Genomic DNA, 22,068 nt, shown 5'->3' on the forward strand with positions numbered 1-22,068 from the left:
GTGGACGTGCGACGACTCCGGCGCTTCGGCCACGCACGTGCGGGGCTGCGCGGTCGGTGCCGGGACGGAGCGGCTAGCTGCCCTCGACCTCGACGCGGTTGCGGCCTGCGTGCTTGGCCCGGTAGAGGGCTTGGTCGGCGGCGGCGAACAGCCGGTTGAAGTCGGTGGGGCCAGCGGCGACACCGATGCTGACCGTGGGTGGTTGCGTTCTCGGGCCCAGGCACCAGTCGTGGGCCGCCACCGCGGCGCGGACGCGCTCGGCCAGTACCGGGCCGTCGGGGACGGGGCCCAGCACCAGCACGAACTCGTCGCCCGCCCACCGGCAGACCAGGTCGTCGGGGCGGCATTCGCGCCGGAGCAGCTGGGCCACCCCACGCAGCACTGCGTCGCCCGCGGCGTGGCCCGCGGTGTCGTTGATCTCCTTGAAGTTGTCGACGTCCAGCACCGCCAGCCACCGCGCCACGACCCCGTCGGCCGACGTCCGCTGTTCCACGCCGCGCCGGTTGAGCAGGCCGGTCAGCGGGTCCCGGCGCGCGGCCTGCTGCGCGGCGGACTCCTGGCGCTGCGCCTGGATGGCCATGCGGCGTTGCTCCACGGCGTGGCCGAGCCCGGTTTGCAGCGCGCGCATGTTCGTCCTGCTGACCGCGACCAGGCTGCGCAGCGCGGCGACTTCGCCGACGGCGTCGTCCAGCTCCCGGCAGATGGTGCTCAGGGCCAGCGAGGACCGCATCCGCAGCCGGGTGTCCCGAATCCACTCCGCCATGTCGACCGCTCGCCTGGCGAAGGTCCGGGCCTCCGCCAGGCGGCCCTGGTGGCGGCGGATCTCGGCGAGCGCCCAGTTCGCGATCGACGAGGTGTAGCGGTCCCCCGCTTCCTCGCCCGCCGCGAGGGCCTGCACCGCGCGGTCCTCAGCATCGGCGAGGTGCCCGAGAGCTGCCAGCGCCCGAGCACTGCCAGCCTGGACGCGTTCGCGGACCTGCCCGGGAGAAGCCAGCGCCAGCGCTTCGTCGAAGAGCCCCAGCGCCGTGCGGAAGCACTCGTGGTTGTCGCCGCTGGCGTCCATGGCCTGCAGCTGCCAGCAGTTCGCCTCCCGCTCCAGGCAGTGCGCGAGGACCTGCGGGTCCCCGCTGCCCCGGGCAACCTGGACCGACTGGGCGATCAGCTCGCGCGAGGCGTCGTGGTGCCCGACCGCCTGCAGCAGGTCCCCGAGGATCCCCATGGCCTGGGCGGCGCCGCCGCCCTGCGGCCGGTCGACGTCGAGCCCGGTCCACCCATCGGCGACGAGGTCGAGCGCGAGCGCGATCCGGTCCAGCCGCCACGCCAGGTAGGCCCGGTGCACCAGCACGACGCTGGGGTCCCACTGGCCGTCGACGTCCTTGGCGCCACCCGCGATCAGCCGTTTGAAGGCGAGCGCGGCGGCGTTCGGGCGGCCGGACTCCAGCAGCAACCGCACGCGCCGGTCCTGCTCGGGGACCAGCCCCGCCATCAACGGATCGTTCTCCCGCACCGCCCCGCCCCGTCGCCACCCGCGGTGACCTGCTGTTCCGCGCTGCCGCGCTGCCTCCAGGGTATCGATCCCAGCGGGGCGCTCAGCCCCACAAGCCCAGGGCGAACTCGGCGATCACGGTGGACAGCAGGAACGAGGCCGTGATCGCGACCAGGCCGACCGGGATGATCTTCCAGCCGATCCGCCGCAGCAGCGGGATGTCCTTGCCCAGCGACAGCCCCGCCAGGGTCAGCATGATGGTCGCGATCGAGAGGAAGTCCACCGACTTCACCAGCGGGTTCAGCACCTCCGCCGCCGGGAACCAGGGGCTTGAGATGTAGGCGCCCACCGTGGTGATCCACACGATCGCCGAGATCTTCCGGGACACCTTCGCCAGGAGGAGTCCGAGCAGCACCAGCGCCAGGAGCACCGCGTAGCCGCCGACGATCTTCCAACTGAAGGCTTCGGCCGCGATCGAGGCGGTGCCCAGACCGAGCACCGTCAGCACCGCGAGCGACAGCCACAGCGGCAGCGTGACCTGGGCCGAGGCCGCGGCGACCTGCTCCCGGAACGCGCGGTTGCCCGCGCCGGCACCCGCCGACCCGCCCGCAGCGGCGGTGTCCCGGCCCCTGGTGAGCAACCGGTAGAACCGGTCGGCCAGCGGCAGCGCGAGGTAGATCCCGACGTAGACGCCCAGGATCGTGGTGATCAGGTTCGACACCGCGGCCATGCCCAGGACGGCCTCCGCCTGAGCCGGGTACGCATCCGCGATGCTCGCCGTGGACGCTGCCATCATCGAGCCGGACCCCACGCCCGCGCCCATGGCCAGCGCCAGCGGGTCGAAGACCCGCCAGTTCGCCACCAGGGACGTCAGCAGGGTGATGAACACCGCGCCGAAGAGCGTGCCGAAGACGTACATCGCCAGCACGCCGCGGTACTGGTCGGAGTCCGGCCCGTACTTCTCCGAGACCATGGCGAACGACGGCTCGCGGTCGAGGGAGAACGTGGCGCCGACCGTCGCCCCGCCCATGCGCAGCAGCACGGCCAGCGGCAGCGCGAGGGCGACCGTGCCGAGCAGGTGCCCGACCTCCTGCAGCAGCAGCGCGGGCCCCGCCCGGACCAGGACCGGCAGGCTCGGACCGATGTTGAAGGCGAGCCGGGCCACCAGCAGCATCACCGCCACGCCGACCAGCGCCGCGGCCACCTTCTGCAGGTCCACGCCGAGCGGCTTGAACCGCTGCACCGACACCAGCAGGCCGAGGACCAGTCCCCACACCATCGGGAAGATGATGATGGACCCGATGCCCAGGTCGATCTCGGCCTGTCCGACGAACTGCACGACCAGTCCGATGACCAGCGCCAGGACGGCGATCGGCAGCGCTTGCTTCGGTCCGGCCACGGGCGGGACGGCGGGAGTGGTCATCGGGCTGCTGCTTCCTGCGCGGGGTTCCGGCGGTGCGGCACCGCGCCGGAACGGTCTTCCTGGGCCCATCACGCCTCCCTAGTAGCTCAGCGACGGAAACGGTGCGCCAGCGGTTCGGGTGGGCACCCAAACGGCCTTGGTCTGGGTGTACTCGTCGAGCACGCCCGGGCCGGAGGAGCGGCCGTGGCCGGAGTCGCCGAACCCGCCGAAGGGGACGGCCACATGGATCGTCTTGTAGGAGTTGATCCAGAAGGTGCCGGCGTTGACCGAGCGCGCCACGTGGTGGGCGCGGGACACGTCACCGGTCCACACCGCGCCCGCCAAGCCGAAGTTGGTGCCGTTGGCCCGCTCGACCGCCTCGGCCTCGGTTTCGAAGGCGTCGGCACCGAGGACCGGCCCGAAGACCTCGTTGGTCTCCAAGCGGTTGGTGGCGGTGACCCCGTCGAGCAGGGTGGGTGCGACCCAGCGCCCGGCCGCCAGCTTGGTGCCGCTCACCGCGGCGGGCAGCTCCACACCGGTGACCCGGCGGCCACCGTCCTGCAGTCCCGCCTCGATCAGGGAGGTCACAGTGGCGAACTGCGGTGCGGTGATGATCGGGCCGACCTCGGTGGCGGGGTCGAGCGGATCCCCGAGCCGCAGCCGCGCCGCCCGGGCCGCGACGCGTTCGACGAACTCGGCGTGGACGCTGCGCTCCACCAGCAGCCGCGAGCCCGCCACGCAGGACTGCCCGGCCCCGGAGAACACCGCCGCGACGGCACCATCGGCCGCGCGGTCCAGGTCCGCGTCGGCGAAGACGATGTTGGCGCTCTTGCCGCCGAGTTCGAGGACGGCCGGAATCCCGGCCTGGGCCGCCGCGACCGCCACCCGGCGGCCGGTGGCCACCGAGCCGATGAACGAGACCTTCCCGACGCGCGGATCGCTGGTGAGCGCGGCACCGACGGTGCCACCGAGGCCGACGGCGACGTTGAAGACGCCGTCCGGCAGACCGGCCTGGTGCGCCAGCTGGGCCAGCCGGACGGTGGAGGCAGGGGTGAACTCACTGGGCTTGACGACGACGGCGTTGCCCGCGGCCAGCGGCGCGGCCGAGTTCCAACCGCCGGTGAACAGCGGCGCGTTCCACGGGGTGATGGCCACGACGACGCCCCACGGAACGCGCTCGGTGTAGGTGTGCCAGTTGCCGGGGACGGGGATGGTCTGGCCCAGCAGCTTGTCGGCCCATCCCGCGTAGTAGCCGAACATCTCGGCGACCTTGGCCGCCTCCACCCGGGTGTCCCGCAGCGGCTTGCCGGTGGTGGCGGACTCCAGCACGGCCAGTTCCTCACCGTGCTCGGAGATCGTGCGCGAGACCTCGCGCAGGATCGCCGCTCGTTCGAAGGCGTCCGTCGCGGCCCACGTGGCGGCCCCGCGCACCGCGCTGGCCAGGATGGCGTCGGCGCCCTCCCGGCCAGGATCGCGGAAGTCCGCGCAGTCCTCGCCGGTGGCAGCGCAGGTGAGGGTGATGCGCTCGCCACCGCCCGCTGCGATGGCGCCATCGACGAAGGCCCCGAGGCCGTCCGGGAAGGCGGCGGCCAAGGCCTGGCGCGCGGTGGCGGCCGAGGAGGTGATCGGAGTGGTGCTCATGCTCCAGAGGCTCCTTCCCTGGTCAGGGAGGGCGCGACGGTTCGCGCGATCTCGGTGAAGTCGGCGCCGGGGCCGAGCTGGGCGAGGGCGTCCTGCCAGCGCTGGCTCGCGGCGATCAGCAGGTCGGGCTGCTCGCCGCGCTGGCCAGCGACCTCGATGGCCAGCGCGGCGTCCCGGGCCATCAGCCCGAGGGAGAAGCCGGAGTCGTGCGTGCCGGAGAGCACCCAGTTCGGGTACATCGCGGCGGAGGCCTTGCTGCCGCCGGACGCTCCGCTGATCCCCGCCGCGGCTAGGGCGGGGTCCACGCCGTAGGCCTTGGCGACCGCGAGGGCTTCCCCAACGGACACCAGGTTGGCCGCGGCCAGGACGTTGTTGAGCAGCTTGACGACGTTGCCAGCGCCAGGACCGCCGAGGTGCTGGTACTGGCCGCCGGTCAGGGCCTCCAGCACGGGCCGTGCCGCGTCGAGGGCTTCGTCCGCGGCCCCCACGAACGCGGTCAGCTGCCCCGCCGCAGCCCCGTCCCGCCCGCCCGAGACGGGCGCGTCCACGAAGGCGGTACCCCGTTCCGCCGCGAGCGCGGCGAGGGCGGCGCTGGTGGTTGGCTCCGAGGTCGTGGTGTCGACGATCGCGACCGTGCCCGCGCTCTCCAGCAACGTGGGGACCGTCGCCTCGACCGCGCGGGCCGAGGGCAGCGAGAGCACGACGTAGGGCGTACTGGCCAGCAGGCCGAGGTCGTCCACCACGCGGATGCCGTCGCTGGCCGCCGCGGAACGCGCGTCGGGCGAGGGGTCGAACCCGGACACCTGCCAGCCAGCCCGGTGCAGGGCGGAGGCCATGGCCCCGCCCATCGATCCCAGGCCGACCACGGCGATCTGCTCGTCCATCAGAACTCCTGTTCGCGAAGACGTCCTAGTCGAGGTAGACGTCCAGGTCCTTCCACAGCTGCTGGGTGCGCCGGATGGCGGCGCGGCTGCGCTCCGGTTGGGCCGCCTGCATCCCGGCGAGCAACCCGTAGACGACCGAGGTGGCCGCCGTGACCGACTGGAAGAAGGAAATGCCCTCCGAGGGCACGATCAGCAGGTGGTCGGCCACCGTGGTCGCCAACGTGCCCCGCCGCATGTCGGTGATGGCGATGATCGTCGCGCCCGCGGCGCGCGCCGCCTCGGTGGTGGCGATGAGCTGCTTCATGGACCGCCACATGTTGATGACCACCAGGACGTCGCCCGGCCCCAGGCTGTTGATGGCGGTGGCCAGGTGCACCCCGGCCCGGTTCTCCAGGGAGACCGGGTAGCCCATGGTGGATCCGAGGTGGGCCATGACGCTGGCCGGACCGGCGAAGGAGCCGACGCCGACCACCAGGATCGACCTGGCCGCGGCGAGCGCCGCGATGGCGGCCTCGGCGTCCGCGGCGCTGTTGGCGTCCAGCGTCTGGCGCAGGTTGTCGATGTCGTGCGTGAGGGCATCGTGCAGCGGGCTCCGGTGCTCGCCGTGCTCAACGAGCGTGTCCTCGGAGGAGATCATCACCAGGTAGCGGGCGCGCAGCTCGCGCTGCAGGTCCGGCCAACCCCGGTAGCCCAGCCGCTGGGCGGCGCGGACCACGGTGGAGTTGTTGACGTCGGCCCGCTGCGCGATCTCGGCGATGTCGGCGTAGGACGCCAGCTGCGGGTTGCGGACGATCACGTCGACCACGCGCGCCTGGGCCTTCGACAACGGCACGTCGGGCACGACGGCGCCCAGCCACTGGGCGTCGGCGTTGCCGAAGACCTCGTCGTTCTGCGCTGTCGACACGAATGCTCCCTGGTCCGAGACGACACGCCCTGCAAGCGCGTTTGCAACACCGTACATCGCAAACCGAATTGCAGAAACCCCTCGTGAGCGGCGATGGTGGTCAGGACCACCATCACCACTCACGAGCGGCCAGGGGCATGTCGTCGGCGTATCGGGAATCTGATACGCGCTGGCAACACGGCACCCCCTTGACTTGGGGCATGGTCAGCGAACTGGGTGTGATCCACAGCGGAGCGACTGCACGAGCGGCGGCCGAGCCGGACCCCCCGCTCACGGTCTTCGGGTGCGGCCCGGACGAAGCCGCGGTGTTCCGCGAGGCGGGGGCTCGCCTCGGCGCACCGCTGCGGATCGTCGAGGCTGCACTCGACGAGACCAACGCCGAACTGGCGCGCGGCAGCCGGTGCGCCAGCGTCAGCCACCGGACGCGGATCACCAGGCCCGCGCTCGCGGCGCTCAGCGAGGTCGGGGTGGAGTACCTCTCCACCAGAAGCATCGGCCACGACCACATCGACCTGGCACAGGCCGAGCGCGTCGGCATCGCGGTGGGCAACGTCGCCTACTCGCCGGACAGCGTGGCCGACTACGCGGTGATGCTGGTGCTGATGACCGTGCGCCACGCGAAATCCGTTGTGCTGCGGGCAGAGTCCCACGACTACCGGCTGAGCAGGGCCCGTGGCGCGGAGCTGCGCGACCTGACCGTGGGCGTGGTCGGAACGGGACGCATCGGCGCGGCAGTGGTCGAGCGGCTGCGGGGTTTCGGGTGCCGCGTGCTGGCCCACGACCGGCAGCCCCGGGAGGACCACGTGTCGCTGGACGACCTGGTCGAGCGGAGCGACGTCGTCACGCTCCACACCCCGCTCACCGCGGAGACGCACCACCTCCTCGACCGCCAGCGCATCGCGCGGATGAGGACCGGCGCGCACGTCGTCAACACGGGGCGCGGGCCGCTGGTCGACACCGCAGCCCTCCTGGCGGCTTTGGAGAGCGGCAAGTTGGGCGGCGCGGCACTGGACGTCCTCGAAGGCGAGGAGGGAATCTTCTACGCCGACTGCCGGAACCGGCCCGTCCAGAACGAGTCCCTGGTGCGGCTGCAACGGCTGCCGAACGTGCTGATCAGCCCGCACTCCGCGTACCACACCGAGCGCGCCCTGCGGGACATCGTCGAGAACAGCCTCATCAACTGCCTGAACTTCGAGAACAGGAGAACAGCATGAGCAGGGTGAAGGTCGCAGTCCTCTTCGGAGGCGCTGGCGAGGAGCACCCCGTCTCGGTCAAGTCGGCGCGGGAGGTGGCGAACAACCTCGACACCGACAAGTACGAGCCGCTCTGGATCGGCATCACGACCAGCGGCGACTGGCGGTGGTGCGAAAGCCCGCACGGGGATTGGGAGAACGCCAACCCGCGCCCGGTCACCCTGTCACCGGACCGGGGGGTGCACGGCCTGCTGGTCGCGGGTCAAGACGAGGTGGTGCGCCTCGACGTCGTCCTACCGGTGTTGCACGGCAGGTTCGGGGAGGACGGTGCGGTGCAGGGCCTGCTGGAGCTCTCCGGCATCCCCTACGTCGGGTGCGGCATCCAGGCCTCGGCCGTGTGCATGGACAAGACCTTGGCCCACACCGTCGCCTGGAGCGCGGGAATCGCCACCCCGACCTCCTGGGTGGTCACGGCGGACGAGGAGGTCGATCCCCACCGGTTCCGGTACCCCGTGTTCGTCAAACCCGCCCGCTCGGGCTCCTCGTTCGGCGTCAGCAAGGTCACCCGGGCCGAGGAACTGCCGATCGCGTTGTGCACCGCGCGGCAGTACGACTCGAAGGTCCTGGTCGAGGAGGCCGTGTCCGGCGACGAGGTCGGCTGCGCGGTCCTCGGTGACCTCTCCGGACTGGTCACCGGCGAGGTGGACCGGGTCGACCTCTCGCACGGGTTCTTCCGCATCCACCAGGAGGACTCGCCCGAGACCGGCTCGGAGAACGCGACCTTCGTCGTCCCCGCCGACATCCCCGACGAGTCGCGCCAGCTCGTCCAGGACACCGCCAAGACCCTTTACCGGGCGCTGGGCTGCGCGGGGCTCGCCCGCGTCGACCTGTTCCTCACCGGCGACGGGCGGGTGGTCCTCAACGAGGTCAACACCATGCCCGGAATGACCTCCTACAGCCGCTACCCGCGGATGATGGCCGCCGCGGGGGTGCCGCTGTCGGACCTGCTCGACCGGCTCCTCTCAACGGCGTTGGACGGGGCGGAGCGGTGAACGACGACTTCTGCTACGTCGACGAGCAGGTGCCGGGCGTGCGCTGGGACGCCAAGTACGCCACCTGGGACAACTTCACCGGCAAACCGGTGGACGGCTACCTCGCCAACCGCATCGTCGGCTCCCGCGCCCTGTGCGCGGGGCTGGCGCGGGCGCCGCAACGAGGAGGCCACCTCGTGCTGGTCCACGCGGTCGAGGACGGGGTGGTGCGGTTCCACAACCCCTCGGGCTACTCCCACAACTCCGACTCCGCAGCGCTCCCGATGTCGGTGTTCGAGCGGTTCCACGCGGACCGGGGGATCCTGATCACCGCGGCGCAGCAGGCAGTCGCACCGTGACGTGGAGACCGCCGCCGGTGCGCGGGCTGAGCGAGAGCGTTCCGTCATGCGCCCGGGTGATGCTCTTGGCGATCGCCAGGCCGAGACCGACACCGGCGTGGCCGCTGCGGCTGCGTTCGGTGCCGCGCTGGAACGGCTCGGTGAGGGTGCGCACCAAGTGCGGGCTGAGCTCGGCACCGGTGTTCTCGACCGTGAGCACGGCGCCTTCGGGACCGGCGGTGGTGCTGACCTGGACGGTGCCGTGCTCGGGCAAATTGTGGACGATCGCGTTGTGCAGCAGGTTCGTGGTCAACTGCAGCAGGAGCGCGTGGTTGCCGACGGTCGGGGCGATGTCCCCGGAGGTGTCGATGACGACGCCGTGCTTCTCGGCTAGCGGGAGGAGCGCTTCCGTGGCCTCTTCGGCGGTGAGGGACAGGTCGACGTCCTCCCGGGTGAAGGAGCGCCGGTCTGCGCGGCTGAGCAGGAGCAGCGCCTCGGTGAGGTCGATCGCCCGGGCGTTGACGACGCGCAGCCGCTCGTCGAGCTCACTGCTCTCCCGGTTCGGATCGTTGCGGGCGACGTCGAGCAGGGTCTGCGTGATCGCGAGTGGCGTGCGCAGCTCGTGGGAAGCGTTGGCGGCGAAGCGCTGCTGCTCGGCGACGTGCGCTTCGAGCCGCGCGAGCATGCCGTCGAAGGCGTCGGCGAGCTCCCGGAACTCGTCCTGGCTCCCCGCCATCTCGATCCGGTGGGAGAGCGACCCCCTCGCCGCTGTGCGGGTGGCCTCGGTGATGCGGTGCAACGGCGCCAGCATCCGCCCAGCGAGGATCCACCCACCGGCGAAACCGAACACCAGGAGGAACACGATCGCGGCGACAGCCGCTGGCGCGAAGTCCTGCAGCAGTTCGCCGCCCGAAGGCGCGATCACGATCTCCCCAGCATCTTGCGCCCGCTCCCGGTACCCGTCCAGGAACACCGCGAACGCGCCGAGCAGCACGGCTCCGGCGACCACCAGGAAACCGGCGTAGCTGAAGGTGAGCTTGAGCCGGGCGCTCATCCCGGGCGCCCTACCCACGCTCGCCGCTCGCGACGGTGTCGATGCGGTAACCGACGCCGGGCACCGTGGCGATCAGCCAGGGTTCGCCGAGCCGCTTGCGCAGCGCGGACACCGTGATGCGCACGGCGTTGGTGAACGGGTCGGCGTTCTCGTCCCAGGCCCGCTCCAGCAGCTCCTCGGCGCTGATGACACCGCCTTCGGCGGCCACCAGGACTTCGAGCACCGCGAACTGCTTCCGGGTGAGCGCGACGTACCGCCCGTCCCGGTGGACCTCGCGGCGGAACGGGTCCAGCCGCAGCCCGGCGAGCTCCCGCACCGGCGGCCTGCTGTGCGCGCGCCTGCGGTCCAGGGCCCGGAGCCGGAGCACCAGCTCGCGCAGCTCGAAGGGTTTGGTGAGGTAGTCGTCAGCGCCGAGCGCGAACCCGGAAGCCTTGTCGTCCAACCGGTCCGCCGCGGTGAGCATCAGGATCGGCATGCCGCTGCCCGAAGCGACGATGTGTTCGGCGACCTCGTCACCGGAGGGCCCGGGGATGTCGCGATCGAGGACGGCGATGTCGTAGGAGTTGACGCCGAGCATCTCCAGGGCGGTGTCGCCGTCCCCGGCGATGTCGGCCGCGATCGCCTCCAGGCGCAGTCCATCGCGGATCGCCTCGGCCAGGTAGACCTCGTCCTCGACAACCAGCACGCGCATGCGCTACAGCGTAGGAGCGACCCCATGTCGCCGACGTATCGAAAAAGCGTCAGCCGCCAGCGCCCCCGGGGCCCGCTCCACGCGTGGCGCTGATGGTGCGGGCCACCTCGCCGACCACGGTCCGCGTCTCCGGGGGCCAGGCCAGCCAGGTGGTCAGCGCGAGCTCGGGTCCGGTCAGCGGCAGCCACGGCCAGTCCGGCAGCAGGCGGCGCGAGGAGTGCGCGGTGAGCAGGACGGCGTCGGCCCTGGCGGCTTCGGCGCAGGCGAGGGCGTGCTCGGTGAACTGCGCGAACTGCCACAGCGGTACCGCACCCGCGTCGTGGGCCGCGACGACCAGCCGGTCGTCGACGACCGGCACCTGCTGCCGACCGTGGGCGAGGACCCGCAGGCCGTCCAGGGCTCGGACGGGGCACGTCGGGCCGTCGGCCAGCGGGTGGCCGGGGCGCACGGCGACGCCGAAGGGCAGGTCGAACAGGCTCTCCGCGCGGAACCGGGCCGGGGGATGCTCGTGAACCATGGCGAGGTCGAGGTGCCCCTGGCCCAGCATCCGCAGCTGCTCGGTGCTGCTCGCCTCGGTCAGCGTCACCGCTGCGCGGGCGACGTCGGACTCCAGGGCGGTGAGCACGGTCAGCAGCCAGCCGCTCGGCATCCCCGGTGGCACGCCGAGGTGCACGACCTCCCGGCTCTGGCCGACCGCGGAGCGCGCCATGTCGGGTGCCGCGTCGGCGAGCCGGAGCAGCAGCAGCGCGTGGCGGTGCAGGGCGGCGCCAGCCGCGGTGAGGGTCGTCCCGCTGGCGGTCCGGTCGAACAGGGACGTGCCGATGTGGTGCTCGAGTTGCCGGATCTGCCTGCTCAGCGACGGCTGGGTGAGGTGCAGGCGCTCAGCCGCGCGGGAGAGCGAGCCCTCCGCGGCGACCGCGGCGAAGTACCGGAGATGGCGCAGTTCCACAGGGCTCCTCGGGCTTCGGCTCTGCCTGGCAGGCATACCGCGTCTGATTACCCGGCATTGGACGCGCCGTTGTCAACCGCGGTGTACTGCCCGGGCCCGGCGTCCGGGGCGACCACCCGCGCCCCGCCCGGCGGGCAGGAAGGACGCCCAACGATGAGTCTTGCCGTCGATCCCGCCGCGCGGCACCCGTACCGGTGGGTGGTGCTGGTGCTGTCGTGGGCGGCGTTCACGATGACCGCGGTGGACCGGTCCACCTGGGGTCCCGCCTCGGTGTCGGTCGGCGAGGACCTGGGGGTCTCGCTGGCCGGGCTGGGGGTGTTCGCCACCGGCTACTACGTCGGTTACGTCCTCTCCAACGCCGCCGGCGGGGTGCTGGCGGACTGGCTCGGCCCGCGCGTGGTGCTCGCCGCCTCGTTGTTCCTCGCGGGCGGCTTCATGGTCCTGTTCGGCGAGTCGGACTCCGTCGTGCTCGGCATCGCGTTCCAGGCCGCGGTCGGCGTGTTCGCGGGGTGCGACTACTCGGCCGGGGTCAAGCTCATCGCGCAGTGGTTCCCGGCGCGGGACCGGGGCTTCGCGATGGGCTTGTTCATGACCGCGACCTCGCTCGGCACCGTGATCGCCAACGCGGTGGTGCCGAGCCTGATCGCCGCGTCCGGGTGGCGGGCCTCCTACCACCTGTTCGGCGCGGCCTCGATGGTCGTCGCGGTGCTGTGCTTCCTGCTGCTCCGCCCCGGCGGGCACGCCATGGCCGCGCGTCGGGAGCGGCCTGGCCTGCGCCCCCTGGCGCGCAACCGCGACCTCTGGTTGCTCGGCCTCGCCGGGTTCGGCGGCCTGTGGGGCACCTACGGCTTCATCACGTGGTCCAACGCCCTGATGGTCAAGGGCAACGGCGTCTCGCCGGTCCAGGCCGGGGTCGTCGTGGTCATCTTCGGCGTCGCGGCCATCGTGGCGAAACCGCTGGTGGGCGTGGTGTCGGACCTCTCCGGTGGCAGGCGGAAGGTGCCGACCGCCGTCGTGCTCGGCGGGTTTGTGGTGGCCCTGCTGGCCTTCGGCACCCGCAAGGACCTGGTCGGGTTCCTGTGGGTGGCACCGTTCCTCGGCGTCGCGGCGTACGTGTACAGCCCGCTGATGGTGGCGTTGATCCCCCGGCTCGCCGGGGTGCGGCTGGCCGGTTCCGCCGCCGGGATGACGAACGCGTTCTGGCAGCTGGGCAGCACCATCGTGCCGGTGGTGATCGGTGGGGTGTTCCAGGCGACCGGGTCGTTCTTCTGGGCCTTCGCCACGCTCGCCGCCGGTCCGCTGCTCGGGATGTTCCTCATGCTCGGCGTGCGCGAACCCGGCACCGCAACTGCCACGCACGCCCCGGAACCCGTTGCTCGAGGAGGGGAACCGCAATGACCGAGCACTACGACGTCATCGTGGCCGGGGGCGGGTCGGGTGGCCTCGGCGCTGCCCTCGGCGCGCGCCGCGCGGGTGCGCGGACACTGCTGGTCGAACGGGGGCCGTGCCTGGGCGGGGCGGCCACCTTACGCAACGTCGTCACCTACTGCGGCCTGCACACCCTGGAGAAGCGCCAAGTCGTGTTCGGGGTCGCCGAGGAGCTGCTCGCCGGTCTGCGCGAGCTGCGCGCGGTGACCGAGCCACGCAGGTTCACGGCGGTCACGGTGGTGTTCGACCCGGAATCGGTGAAGCGCGTCGCGGACGAGCTGTGCGAGCGGGCGGGCGTGGAGGTGCTGCTGCACTCGCACGTCCTCGACGCCACCCGGCACGAGGACCGGATCACCGCGCTGCGGGTGGCTGACCACTCCGGCACCCGCACCATCACCGCCGACGCCTTCGTCGACGCGACCGGGGAGGCGGACCTCGCGCACCGGGGCGGCGCGGAGGTCCGGTACGGCAATGACGGCCGGGTCATCAACGGCACGCTCGGCGTCCGGTTCGGCGGCATCCCCACCGACGTGGAGGTGGACCGGGCCGCCCTGTCCGCGGTGATCCGCGCGGAGAAGGCGGCCGGTCGGGACGACCTGACCGGGGAGCGGGGCCTGGTCGCGCGGATGCCGGTGTCGGGGGACGTCATCGCCTACCTGGCCGACGAGGGCTACGACGCCCGCAGCGCCGCGGACACCAGCCGCGCCGAGCGCAGTGCCCGGCGGCAGGCCCAGGCCTACCTCCGGGCGGTCCGGACCCTGCCCGGGTGCGCCGGCGCCTACATCGTCAGCACCGGGCCGGAACTGGGCACGCGCGAATCCCGCCACCTGGTGGGCCGCGCGCAGATCACGGAGGAGGAGGTGGTGCGGCCGGGTCCGGTGGACGACGCGGTGGCGGTCTGCGCGTGGCCCATCGAGTCGCACCCCGGGCCGGGGCTCCCCGCGGAGTGGAAGTACATCGGGGAACCCGGCTACTACGGCATCCCGCTGGACGTCCTGCGCAGCCGCAACACGCCGAACTTGTTCGCCGCTGGCCGCACCGTGGACGGTGACGCCGGTGCGGGCGCCTCGCTGCGGGTCATGGGCACCGCGCTGGCGACCGGGCAGGCGGCCGGGGTCGCCGCGGCCCTCACCGCGCGCGACGGCGACGCCGCGACGGCAGCGGTGCGGCGCGAGCTCGACCGGCAGGGCGCTCCCCTGCCGGAGTGACCCGCCGCGGCGATCACCGCACCACGAGCGGGATCCAGCGAGGCAGGAGTGGGACGTGGTCGGGTCAGGCGCCCAGGGCGTGGGAGATGTCCGCGGCGGACTTGCGGACCAGGTCGATGATCGCCTCCCGCTTCGCCTTGTCGAGGCGGAACGCCGGACAGGGCGCGGACAGGCTGGCCACCGTCCGGCCGCCTTCGGTGATCGGGGCGGCGGCCGCCCAGATGCCGTCGTCGATCTCCTGGTTCGACACCGACCAGCCGCGGGCGGCGTCGCGCTCGGCGTCGCTCAGGAACCGCTCGCGGCCCTTCAGCGGGGGCCGGGCGCCCTCGGCCAGCGCCTGGTCCACGTAGCGCTCCCGGTCGGCCGGGTCAAGGCTGGCCACCAGGAGCCGGGCGCTGGCGCCGCGCAGCGGCGGCAGGTGCTGGCCGATCTCGAAGGACAGCCGGAACCGCTGCGCGCTCTCCACGCGGTGCATGCAGACCGGCCGGTTGTGCACCAGCCGCACGAGGAGCGCGGATTCCCCGGTCTGGCCCACGAGTTCCCGCATGAAGGGCTCGGCCAGGTCGACCAGCGGGGTGGCCTGCCGGGCGGCCCGGCTGAGCGCCGCGACCCGCATGGTCAGGTGGTACTGCCCGCGGCCGCGTTCTTCGAGCAGGCCCATGTCGCGCAGCAGGGCCACGTAGCGGTGCACCGACGGCACGGGGATGTCGAGGTCCTCGGCGAGTTGCCGGACGGTGAGCAGCGGGCGCTGCTCGGTGAAGGAGAGCAGGATCTCCAACGCCCGCCGCCCGCTGTCGGCCCCGGTCTTCGCGGCAGCCATCGACATCCCCCTCCATCGGCGCGTCCCAGCAAGACTTCCCGCGAAAGTCTCACAGAACGATAGTATCCTATCGCTCTACTGGGCCAGCCCGACGGCGCGCCGCCCGGTCAGGCGGCGCCGGGGTCCACGTGGTCGGGGTCCAGGTGGTGTCGCGGGGTGAGGAAGTCGTCGGTGAACTCCCCTTTGGACACCTTCACCGGGATCTCGCCGTCGAGCCCGAGCTCGATGATGTCGTTGCCGGACCGGAGCCCGTTGTCAGCCAACGACCCGATCCGCGTCGCGACCTGGTCGGCCTGCCACGCGTTGAGCACCCAGGTGAAGGTGCCCTCCCCCGGCACGGCGCGCAGGCCGTACCGAGCAACCGGCCCGTCCCCGGGAACGAGGGTGAGCCGCGAACGCCCACCGGCGCCGGGAAGTGCTTCCCGGACGTCCACCGGGCGGGGATGCTCGGCGAACTTGCGGAGCAGGTCGGCCAGTGCGGCGAGGTCGGCGCTGTCCCCGAGGAACAGGAACAGCGGGTGGAAGTCGCTGGGCATGTGGTCGAAGCGGAGCACGGTTGCACCTCCGGTCATTCCTGGACGAGCTGCCGGATGTCCTCGGCGTGGACCAGCTCGCTGTCGGCGGCCCCCGCTTCGCGGGCCTGGACCCACTGCCCGTCGCCCATGTTCTCCTCGACCACGACCCGGCGCCCGTCGACGAGCTCGACGCGCGCCCCGGCGGCCAGCTGAAACACGTTGATCACCCGATCTCCCCTCAGAAGAACGTGGTCAGGTTCTTGGCCAGCAGGACGTTCTGGTCGAGCAGGACCTCCCGCCGGGCGATCCGCCACCCCTCGTCGGTCCAGCGCAGCGTGTCGGTCCGCTTGCCCACGAAGAAGTACGTCTCGTACTCGACGCGGTTCTGGTAGACTAGGAACCGGGACCGGACGTCGACCTCCCGCTGCCCGCCCTCGTCGCGGACCGCCAGGAGCTGGACGTTGGACACCAGGTGGCACACCCGGGACAGCGGTTCCTCCGCGTAGTGCACGCCGGTGAGGATCTGGTCGACCCGCTTGCCCAAAGTCCACTTGTCCTCGTCGAACCAGCTGATCCCCTTGCCAGCCCTGGTGTTCTCGCGCTCGGCGTGCTGGCCGAACTTGACGTTGCGCCGGATCGGCATGAAGTAGCTGACGTCGTCGGTGAAGAGCTCCAGCCACTCCTGGAACTGCCTGCTGTCGAGCAGCTCCGCCTCGGTGTTCAGGAAGTCCTCGACGTCGGACTTGAGCCGGTAGTAGTCCGCGTCCCGGACGAGGTGCTGCTGGGTTCCGCTGCTCATGCGCCTTCCTTCTTCCGAACTGGCCCACCTTGGTGGGCGAAGCAGCCGACGTCGACGACGGTGCCCGACACCGCCTCGGCGGCATCGCTGATGAGGAACGCGACCACGTTGGCGACGTCGGCCCCCGCCACGGGTCGCCCGGCTGCCGAGCCCGGCGCGCCTGCCCCGGCCATCGGGTTGTCGTCACCGGCCCGGCCCGCGGTGATCCCCGAGGCGATCCCACCGCCGCCCGGCACCACGGTGTTGACCCGGATCCGGTCGTGGAAGAAGTCGTAGGCGGTCGCGGCGCCGAGGGCGAACAGCCCGCCCTTGCTGGCCGCGTACGCCGCCATGTTCGGCTTCCCCCACCCGGCACCGGAACCGATGTTCACGATCGAGCCACCGCCGGCCTGCCGCAGGTGCGGCACGACGGCGCGCGAGCACAGGTACGTCCCCTTGAGGTTCACCGCGAGGATCCGGTCGAAGGTCTGCTCGTCGGTGTCGAGGATCGTGCCCAGCGGGCCGATCGCCGCGTTGTTGACCAGCGCGTCGATCCTGCCGTGGCGCTCGGCGGCGAAGTCGACCACGGAGGACACCGCGGCGGCGTCGGCCACGTCGGCTTCGAGCACGTCCACGGGGAGCTCGCGCGCGGCCACCTCGTCGCGGAGGCTGGTGACGGACCCGACCGCGGTGCTCGACGGCTGACGCGCGTCGAGGCCGAAGGCCACCACTCGGTGCCCGCGCTCGGCCAGACCGGTGGTGATGTCGTGCCCGATCCCGAACGTCCCCCCGGTGACGACGACCACTTTGGACCCGCTCACCGCTCCCCCTCACCCAGCAGCGCATCCCACGACTCGCCGCGCATGTAGTTCAACCAGGTGCGGTAGTAGCCCCGCGCCATCTGCTCGGTCGGCTGCAGCGTGACCGATCCCGGGTAGTCGTAGGAGTTCGTGGCCTTGCCGAGGGACTGCTGGTAGTTGAAGGGGTAGCGGCGGGCGACCGTGCCGACGCTCGCCGCGGTGGCGTACAGCCAGTTCTCCATGTCGTCCTGCTCGGTCATCCCGGCCGGGCCCGAGTACCGCATGTAGTACCGCCGCAGGTAGTCCTTGACCTCGTCGGGCGCGTCCTTGTCGACGAGGAAGAAGCGCCACGCCTCGGTGGTGGTCGGCGAGTGCGGGTGCCACGCGCACAACCCGCGGGGCTGGCGCCCGTGGTAGGAGGTGTTCGGGAAGATCGACCCGACGAACGGCAGCAGCCGCGCCTGCTCGCCGAGCCGCCGCTTGCGCTCCTCGTAGCAGTGCCGGAAGTACTCCTCCAGGACCGGGTTGTCCAGGAAGGACTCGACGTACTCGTTGGCCGTCGGCTGGACCGCCGAGTGCACGCCGTGCCCTTCCGGGAAGCTCACCCAGATGTGCTGGGCCTTCTCCAGCTCGTCATCGCGGCGGCCCTTCTTGCCGGACTCCGCGCTCGGCCCGATCCCGATCAGGTCGACCGAGCGGTGGCTGGGGTTGTGGTAGGTGTCGCCGAGGAAGTTCTCCGCGGCGAACTTCCAGTTGGCCGGGAAGATCCACTTGTGGATCCCGATCACCTCGGAACCGCCCTCCCGGCCGTCTCGGCAGTCAAGCGCCTGGTCGAGGTGCAGCTTCGCGTCGCCGAGGTAGGTCAGGAAGTCGGGGGCCTGCGGATCCCAGGTCGCCCAGATGGTGCCCTTGTAGTGGGCGATCTTGGCGACCCGGGCCAGCGAGTTGGCCTCCCGGTCCAGCACCCCGTCGTACAGGCTCCGGTACTGCGGGACGCCCTGCAGCCTGCCGTCCGTGGTGTAGGTCCAGGAGTGGTAGGGGCAGGTGAACAACGACGTGTTGCCCGACTCGTAGCGGCAGACCTTCATGCCGCGGTGGCGGCAGGAGTTCAGGAACACGTGGACCTCACCCCGCTTGTCGCGGCAGAGGATCACCGACTCCTCCCCCATCCGGGAGGTGAAGAAGTCGCCGGGGTTCGGGATCTGGCTCTCGTGCCCCACGAACAGCCAGGCGCGGGTGAACACCGCTTCGAGCTCGCGGCGGTACAGGTCCTCGTCGACGAAGAGTTCCCGGCTGATGAAACCGTTCTCGGTGTCGACGAGCCCGTCGAGCGCCTCGCCGGTCAACTTGCTCATGCTGTCGTCCTTTCCAACTTCGTCCTGGCGGTCCCGCCGCCAGGCGGATCGGTCGCGGCGGACCGCAGGGAGAACCCGGGAGCCCGCAGCTGCGCTTCGGTGAGGAGCGCGCCCCGGGCGAGGAGCTTGCGGGCCGCGAGGTGGTCGCCGGGGCTGTTCACCGACTCGACGGCGGTGAGCACGCCGTCGCGCAGTCGGCACACCGAGAACCGACCGGCGGACGGCTCGCCGAGGGTGGCGCTGGCGTCGGCGGGGTGCGCCAGTCCCGCGATCTGGAGCTTGTCCCCGGCCTGGTGGCTCCAGAACCACGGCACCGCGTCGTAGGCGGCACCCCGCTCGGCCCCGCAGATCCGGCGGGCCACGTACCTGGCCTGGTCCGTGGCGTTCTGCACGGACTCGAGCCGGACCAGCGCCGGGGACCCGGGGCGCGGGTATCGGGCACAGTCACCGATCGCGGAGATCGCGGGGTCCGCGGAGACCAGGCGCCCGTCGACGACGACGCCGTCATCGACCGGAAGCCCTGCTGCTGCGGCGACTTCGGTGTTGGGCAGGACACCGATCCCCACCAAGACCAGGTCCACCGGGTGGGTCCGGTCGCCGATGCGCGCCTCGGTGACGCGACCGCTGGCACCAGTCCGCAGCTCCTCGACCGTGGTGCCGCAGAGCACCGGGACTCCCGCTTCCGCGTGCCGCGCCGCGAAGTAGGCGGAGGTCTCCTCCGCGACGGCACGCCCCAGCACGCGTTCGGCCGCCTCGACCACGAGGACGTTCGCTCCGCGCCGCGCGGCGACCGAGGCGAACTCCAACCCGATGAACCCCGCGCCGATGACCAGCACGTTGCGGGCGCGGTCGAGCTCCCGCCGCAGGCGGCGCGCGTCGTCCACCGTCCGCAGGTGGTGGACGTTGTCGGCACCGGCACCGGCGATCGGCAGCTGCCGGTTGCGCGCGCCCGTCGCGAGCACGAGGTGGGCGTAGGGCAGGACCTGCCCCGAGGACAAGCGGACCTCCTGGCGCGGCCGGTCGATCGACGTGACCGCGGTTGCCGTCACCAGTTCAATCCCGCGTTCCCGGTAGTGCTCCGCGGTCCGGATCGGCAGGTCCGGCTCGTTGGTCGCGCGCCCCAGGAAGTCTTTGGACAGCGGCGGTCGGTGGTAGGGCGGGTGCGGCTCCTCGCCGACCACCGTGATGCCGCCCGCGTGCCCGAAGTCGCGCAACGACATGGCCAGCTGGGCACCGGCCTGCCCCGCCCCGGCGATGACGACGCCGGTGCTCACTGCGACTCCGGGAGGGTCAGGACGAGCCCGTCGAGCCCGTCGGTGATGCGGATCTGGCAGGACAACCGGCTGTTCGGCTGCCGTTGGCAGGCGGCGAAGTCGAGCATGTCGTCCTCGTCCGGCCCCGGCCCGCCTACCTGGTCGAGCCACTGCTCGGCGACGTAGACGTGGCAGGTGGCGCACGACGCCTCGCCGCCGCAGTCGGCGGTGATCCCGCTGACGCCCCCGACCAGTGCCGCGCGCATGGCGCTCGCCCCCTCGGCGGCCTCGACCTCCTGCGACTCACCCTCCGGGCGGACGAACACGATCCTGGGCATCAGGGATTCCTTCCTGGGTGCGCATCGAGCGGCACCTGGTCCGCGGCGGAGCCGCGCCTGGCTGGTGCACTCGATCCGGCGTGATATCACTGTGCGATATTCACAAATCATTGTGTGATGCGAGAGTAAGCACCGGCTCGAACGGACGTCAAGACTCCTGGCCCTGGACAGCCGCGTGCTCCGGCGCCGCGGACCGCAGCGCGGACCGGTCCTCCCGGACGGCGAGCATGATCAGCAAGCCGAGCACCGGCCCGGCGGCCAGCGTCAGGAACGCCGCGTTGAACGAGCCCGTCGCGGAGAACACCGCACCGACGACGACGGGGACGACCACGCTGCCGAGCTGCCAGGTGGCGTTGGCGAATCCCGAGGCGGCACCGGTGACCGCGGCCGGGACCAGGCGAGGCACCAGCGCGACGATCAACGGGCTCCACCCGTACGCGGCGGCTCCCAGGACCGGGGCCAGCCACAGGAACGCGGTCGGCGAGCTGAGGTTGCCGAACGCCACCAGGGCCAGCGCGAAGAGGCCCAGGATGACCACGATGGGCATCCGGCGGGCGCCGCCGAGGTACCGGTCGGCCACGAACCCGACGACGGGTTTGACCACCACGGCGGACACCGCGAAGATCGCCACCACGAAGCCCGCGGTGGCGGGCGAGACCTGGTAGCCCTTGATCATCAGCGCGTTCGCCCAGACCACGAAGCCGTACAACCCCCAGAACGCGCCGAACCCGGCCAGGCAGGTGAGGACCAGGTTCCGGTTGCGGGCCATCGCCCCGAAGCCCGACTTTCGCGCCGCGGCCCGCGTCCCCCTCGCCTCGTCCAGCAGCGGACCGGGCTTGAGCACGAAGAACAGCACCACCGCCAGCACCATGGAGATCACGCCGAACAGGTGGTAGGAGGCTTCCCAACCGTGCCGGGCGATCAGCGCGGGGACCACGGCGTTGGCGATGGCGGTTCCCAGCGAGGTGGCCGTGGTGAAGATGCCCATGGGCAGCCCGAGTTCCGAGGGCTTGAACCAGCTCGCGATCAGCCGCACCCCGGCCGAGTAGTCAGCGCCCGCGAACAGCCCGACCACCGCCTGCACGGCGATGCCCACCGCGGCCGAGGTGGTGGAGCCGAACAGGGTCATGAACCCGCCCGCCCCGAGCAGCGAGATCGACAGCATCGCGCGGCCACCGAAACGGTCGGTCCCGATCCCGCCGAGGGCGTTGGAGACCACGTAGCCGATGTAGTAGGCCGTCGCGAAGGCTCCGAGGCTGGCGATCGGGACGGCGAGCCCCTCGCCGACGAACACCGAGGCCGGTCCCCAGGTGGAGCGGTCGATCGAGGTGAGGGTGAACGACGCCCAGCAGGCGAGGAGGACGAGCCATCGGTACGGCCTTCGCGCCCGGGCCCCGGTGCGGGCAGTGGTGGTGCTCATCGTTGAACCTCCGTGGTGGGGTGCGCAGCACACGACATGAGCTCAGCGGCCGCGGGCCGAACGTGTTGGACAACTGGTCACCGACGCGACCCGCGCGGAATCGGGCACACCGCGCCAGCGCGCGGGGAGGACATCTCGTCAGCCACGAGCTGACCGCGCAGCCTCGGTGGCGAACGCACTGGCACGCCAGCAGCGGCGACCGGGCGTCGCCGCCGGGGAGCCAGGAGGAGGCGCGGTCAGCGCAGGACGCCGACCCGACCGGAGGCGCGCACCGCCGATCTCGCCCGCGCCCGAGGGCTCAGAACGCCTGGTCGCCCTCTCCGAGCCCGGGCGAGCAGGCCCGGACTCGCCGTGGGAGCAACAGGGAAGCGCTGACCGCCGCTGGGCCTGGAACCTCGTACCCCACGCCGCAACCCACCCACTTCCCTATCGCTATGTGATACCTAGCTATCGCTTCGTGGTTTCGGTACCATAAGCCGGGACACCACGAGCGTCAAGGCACGAACGCGACCACCCCACCGGCGCCCGCATCCGACGGTCCACATTGGACTCATTGCCAGGTTGTCCCGGGCGCACAGCT

At 71.8% G+C, this 22,068-nt stretch carries 21 protein-coding genes and 2 pseudogenes; 5 read left to right on the forward strand and 18 right to left on the reverse strand.

Annotation, left to right across the window (positions count from 1 at the left end; genetic code table 11):
• Positions 1-73: 73 nt before the first annotated feature.
• The 6 genes and pseudogenes from ABT324_RS02195 to ABT324_RS02220 form a co-directional block, all read right to left on the reverse strand.
• Positions 74-1,486, reverse strand: coding sequence for a tetratricopeptide repeat-containing diguanylate cyclase (locus tag ABT324_RS02195; RefSeq protein WP_351170200.1), 1,413 nt, complete (start codon positions 1,484-1,486; stop codon positions 74-76).
• A gap of 103 nt (positions 1,487-1,589) precedes the next feature.
• Entirely contained in the window at positions 1,590-2,909 is a 1,320-nt protein-coding gene (locus tag ABT324_RS02200) for a DUF3100 domain-containing protein (RefSeq protein ID WP_351170203.1), read from the reverse strand.
• A gap of 78 nt (positions 2,910-2,987) precedes the next feature.
• On the reverse strand, positions 2,988-4,529 hold the full coding sequence (locus tag ABT324_RS02205; RefSeq protein WP_351170205.1) for an aldehyde dehydrogenase family protein: 1,542 nt from the start codon (positions 4,527-4,529) through the stop codon (positions 2,988-2,990).
• Positions 4,526-4,978 carry an NAD-binding protein gene (locus tag ABT324_RS02210; RefSeq protein WP_351170704.1) on the reverse strand — a complete coding sequence of 151 codons (453 nt, stop codon included), beginning with the start codon at positions 4,976-4,978 and terminating at the stop codon, positions 4,526-4,528. Before ABT324_RS02210 ends, ABT324_RS02205 begins: the two co-directional genes overlap by 4 nt.
• Positions 4,970-5,428 (reverse strand): annotated as a pseudogene (locus tag ABT324_RS02215) (NAD(P)-binding domain-containing protein); the annotation flags it as partial. The pseudogene ABT324_RS02215 and the gene ABT324_RS02210, both read right to left, overlap by 9 nt.
• 10 nt (positions 5,429-5,438) lie before the next feature.
• Positions 5,439-6,317, reverse strand: a complete 879-nt coding sequence (locus tag ABT324_RS02220; protein ID WP_351170207.1) for a MurR/RpiR family transcriptional regulator — start codon at positions 6,315-6,317, stop codon at positions 5,439-5,441.
• 200 nt (positions 6,318-6,517) lie between these two features.
• On the opposite strand from ABT324_RS02220, the gene ABT324_RS02225 reads away from it, so the two are divergent.
• From ABT324_RS02225 to ABT324_RS02235, 3 genes and pseudogenes are all read left to right on the forward strand, one after another.
• A complete protein-coding gene (locus tag ABT324_RS02225) occupies positions 6,518-7,531 on the forward strand; it encodes an NAD(P)-dependent oxidoreductase (RefSeq protein ID WP_351170210.1) in 1,014 nt (337 codons plus the stop codon).
• Positions 7,528-8,562 carry a D-alanine--(R)-lactate ligase gene (gene vanA / locus ABT324_RS02230; RefSeq protein ID WP_351170212.1) on the forward strand — a complete coding sequence of 345 codons (1,035 nt, stop codon included), beginning with the start codon at positions 7,528-7,530 and terminating at the stop codon, positions 8,560-8,562. The genes ABT324_RS02225 and vanA overlap by 4 nt, the downstream gene beginning before the upstream one ends.
• A pseudogene (locus ABT324_RS02235) lies at positions 8,559-8,738 on the forward strand (M15 family metallopeptidase); the annotation flags it as partial. The gene vanA and the pseudogene ABT324_RS02235, both read left to right, overlap by 4 nt.
• A gap of 130 nt (positions 8,739-8,868) precedes the next feature.
• Here the strand turns inward: ABT324_RS02235 and ABT324_RS02240 are convergent.
• From ABT324_RS02240 to ABT324_RS02250, 3 genes are read right to left on the reverse strand one after another with little or no spacing between them, the layout of a single operon-like run.
• Positions 8,869-9,933, reverse strand: coding sequence for a sensor histidine kinase (locus ABT324_RS02240; protein WP_351170214.1), 1,065 nt, complete (start codon positions 9,931-9,933; stop codon positions 8,869-8,871).
• Between the two features lie 10 nt (positions 9,934-9,943).
• Positions 9,944-10,624, reverse strand: coding sequence for a response regulator transcription factor (locus ABT324_RS02245; RefSeq protein ID WP_351170217.1), 681 nt, complete (start codon positions 10,622-10,624; stop codon positions 9,944-9,946).
• A gap of 49 nt (positions 10,625-10,673) precedes the next feature.
• Positions 10,674-11,573 (reverse strand): LysR family transcriptional regulator, encoded by a 900-nt coding sequence (locus ABT324_RS02250; protein ID WP_351170220.1) that lies wholly within the window; start codon positions 11,571-11,573, stop codon positions 10,674-10,676.
• Positions 11,574-11,726: 153 nt separating this feature from the next.
• Between ABT324_RS02250 and ABT324_RS02255 the strand changes: the two genes are divergently transcribed.
• Positions 11,727-12,971, forward strand: a complete 1,245-nt coding sequence (locus ABT324_RS02255) for an MFS transporter (RefSeq protein ID WP_351170223.1) — start codon at positions 11,727-11,729, stop codon at positions 12,969-12,971.
• Complete coding sequence (locus tag ABT324_RS02260; protein WP_351170225.1) at positions 12,968-14,209, forward strand: FAD-dependent oxidoreductase; 1,242 nt, start codon at positions 12,968-12,970, stop codon at positions 14,207-14,209. Before ABT324_RS02255 ends, ABT324_RS02260 begins: the two co-directional genes overlap by 4 nt.
• Positions 14,210-14,273: 64 nt before the next feature.
• Here the strand turns inward: ABT324_RS02260 and ABT324_RS02265 are convergent, their stop codons facing one another.
• From ABT324_RS02265 to ABT324_RS02305, 9 genes are all read right to left on the reverse strand, one after another.
• Positions 14,274-15,029 (reverse strand): IclR family transcriptional regulator, encoded by a 756-nt coding sequence (locus tag ABT324_RS02265; protein ID WP_351170228.1) that lies wholly within the window; start codon positions 15,027-15,029, stop codon positions 14,274-14,276.
• A gap of 107 nt (positions 15,030-15,136) precedes the next feature.
• On the reverse strand, positions 15,137-15,601 hold the full coding sequence (locus ABT324_RS02270; RefSeq protein ID WP_351170231.1) for a hypothetical protein: 465 nt from the start codon (positions 15,599-15,601) through the stop codon (positions 15,137-15,139).
• On the reverse strand, positions 15,598-15,771 hold the full coding sequence (locus tag ABT324_RS02275) for a hypothetical protein (RefSeq protein WP_351170234.1): 174 nt from the start codon (positions 15,769-15,771) through the stop codon (positions 15,598-15,600). Before ABT324_RS02275 ends, ABT324_RS02270 begins: the two co-directional genes overlap by 4 nt.
• An 11-nt stretch (positions 15,772-15,782) precedes the next feature.
• Complete coding sequence (locus ABT324_RS02280) at positions 15,783-16,343, reverse strand: 3-phenylpropionate/cinnamic acid dioxygenase subunit beta (protein ID WP_351170237.1); 561 nt, start codon at positions 16,341-16,343, stop codon at positions 15,783-15,785.
• Positions 16,340-17,143 (reverse strand): SDR family NAD(P)-dependent oxidoreductase, encoded by an 804-nt coding sequence (locus ABT324_RS02285; protein ID WP_351170240.1) that lies wholly within the window; start codon positions 17,141-17,143, stop codon positions 16,340-16,342. Before ABT324_RS02285 ends, ABT324_RS02280 begins: the two co-directional genes overlap by 4 nt.
• On the reverse strand, positions 17,140-18,477 hold the full coding sequence (locus ABT324_RS02290) for an aromatic ring-hydroxylating oxygenase subunit alpha (RefSeq protein ID WP_351170243.1): 1,338 nt from the start codon (positions 18,475-18,477) through the stop codon (positions 17,140-17,142). Before ABT324_RS02290 ends, ABT324_RS02285 begins: the two co-directional genes overlap by 4 nt.
• The gene (locus tag ABT324_RS02295) at positions 18,474-19,751 is read right to left on the reverse strand and encodes an NAD(P)/FAD-dependent oxidoreductase (RefSeq protein WP_351170246.1); all 1,278 of its coding nucleotides are present in this window, start codon (positions 19,749-19,751) and stop codon (positions 18,474-18,476) included. The genes ABT324_RS02290 and ABT324_RS02295 overlap by 4 nt, the downstream gene beginning before the upstream one ends.
• Positions 19,748-20,068 (reverse strand): 2Fe-2S iron-sulfur cluster-binding protein, encoded by a 321-nt coding sequence (locus ABT324_RS02300; RefSeq protein WP_351170249.1) that lies wholly within the window; start codon positions 20,066-20,068, stop codon positions 19,748-19,750. Before ABT324_RS02300 ends, ABT324_RS02295 begins: the two co-directional genes overlap by 4 nt.
• 148 nt (positions 20,069-20,216) lie before the next feature.
• Positions 20,217-21,488 (reverse strand): MFS transporter, encoded by a 1,272-nt coding sequence (locus tag ABT324_RS02305; protein WP_351170252.1) that lies wholly within the window; start codon positions 21,486-21,488, stop codon positions 20,217-20,219.
• Positions 21,489-22,068: the final 580 nt, after the last annotated feature.

Source organism: Saccharopolyspora sp. NPDC000359, assembly GCF_040300525.1.
Lineage (GTDB): Bacteria > Actinomycetota > Actinomycetes > Mycobacteriales > Pseudonocardiaceae > Saccharopolyspora.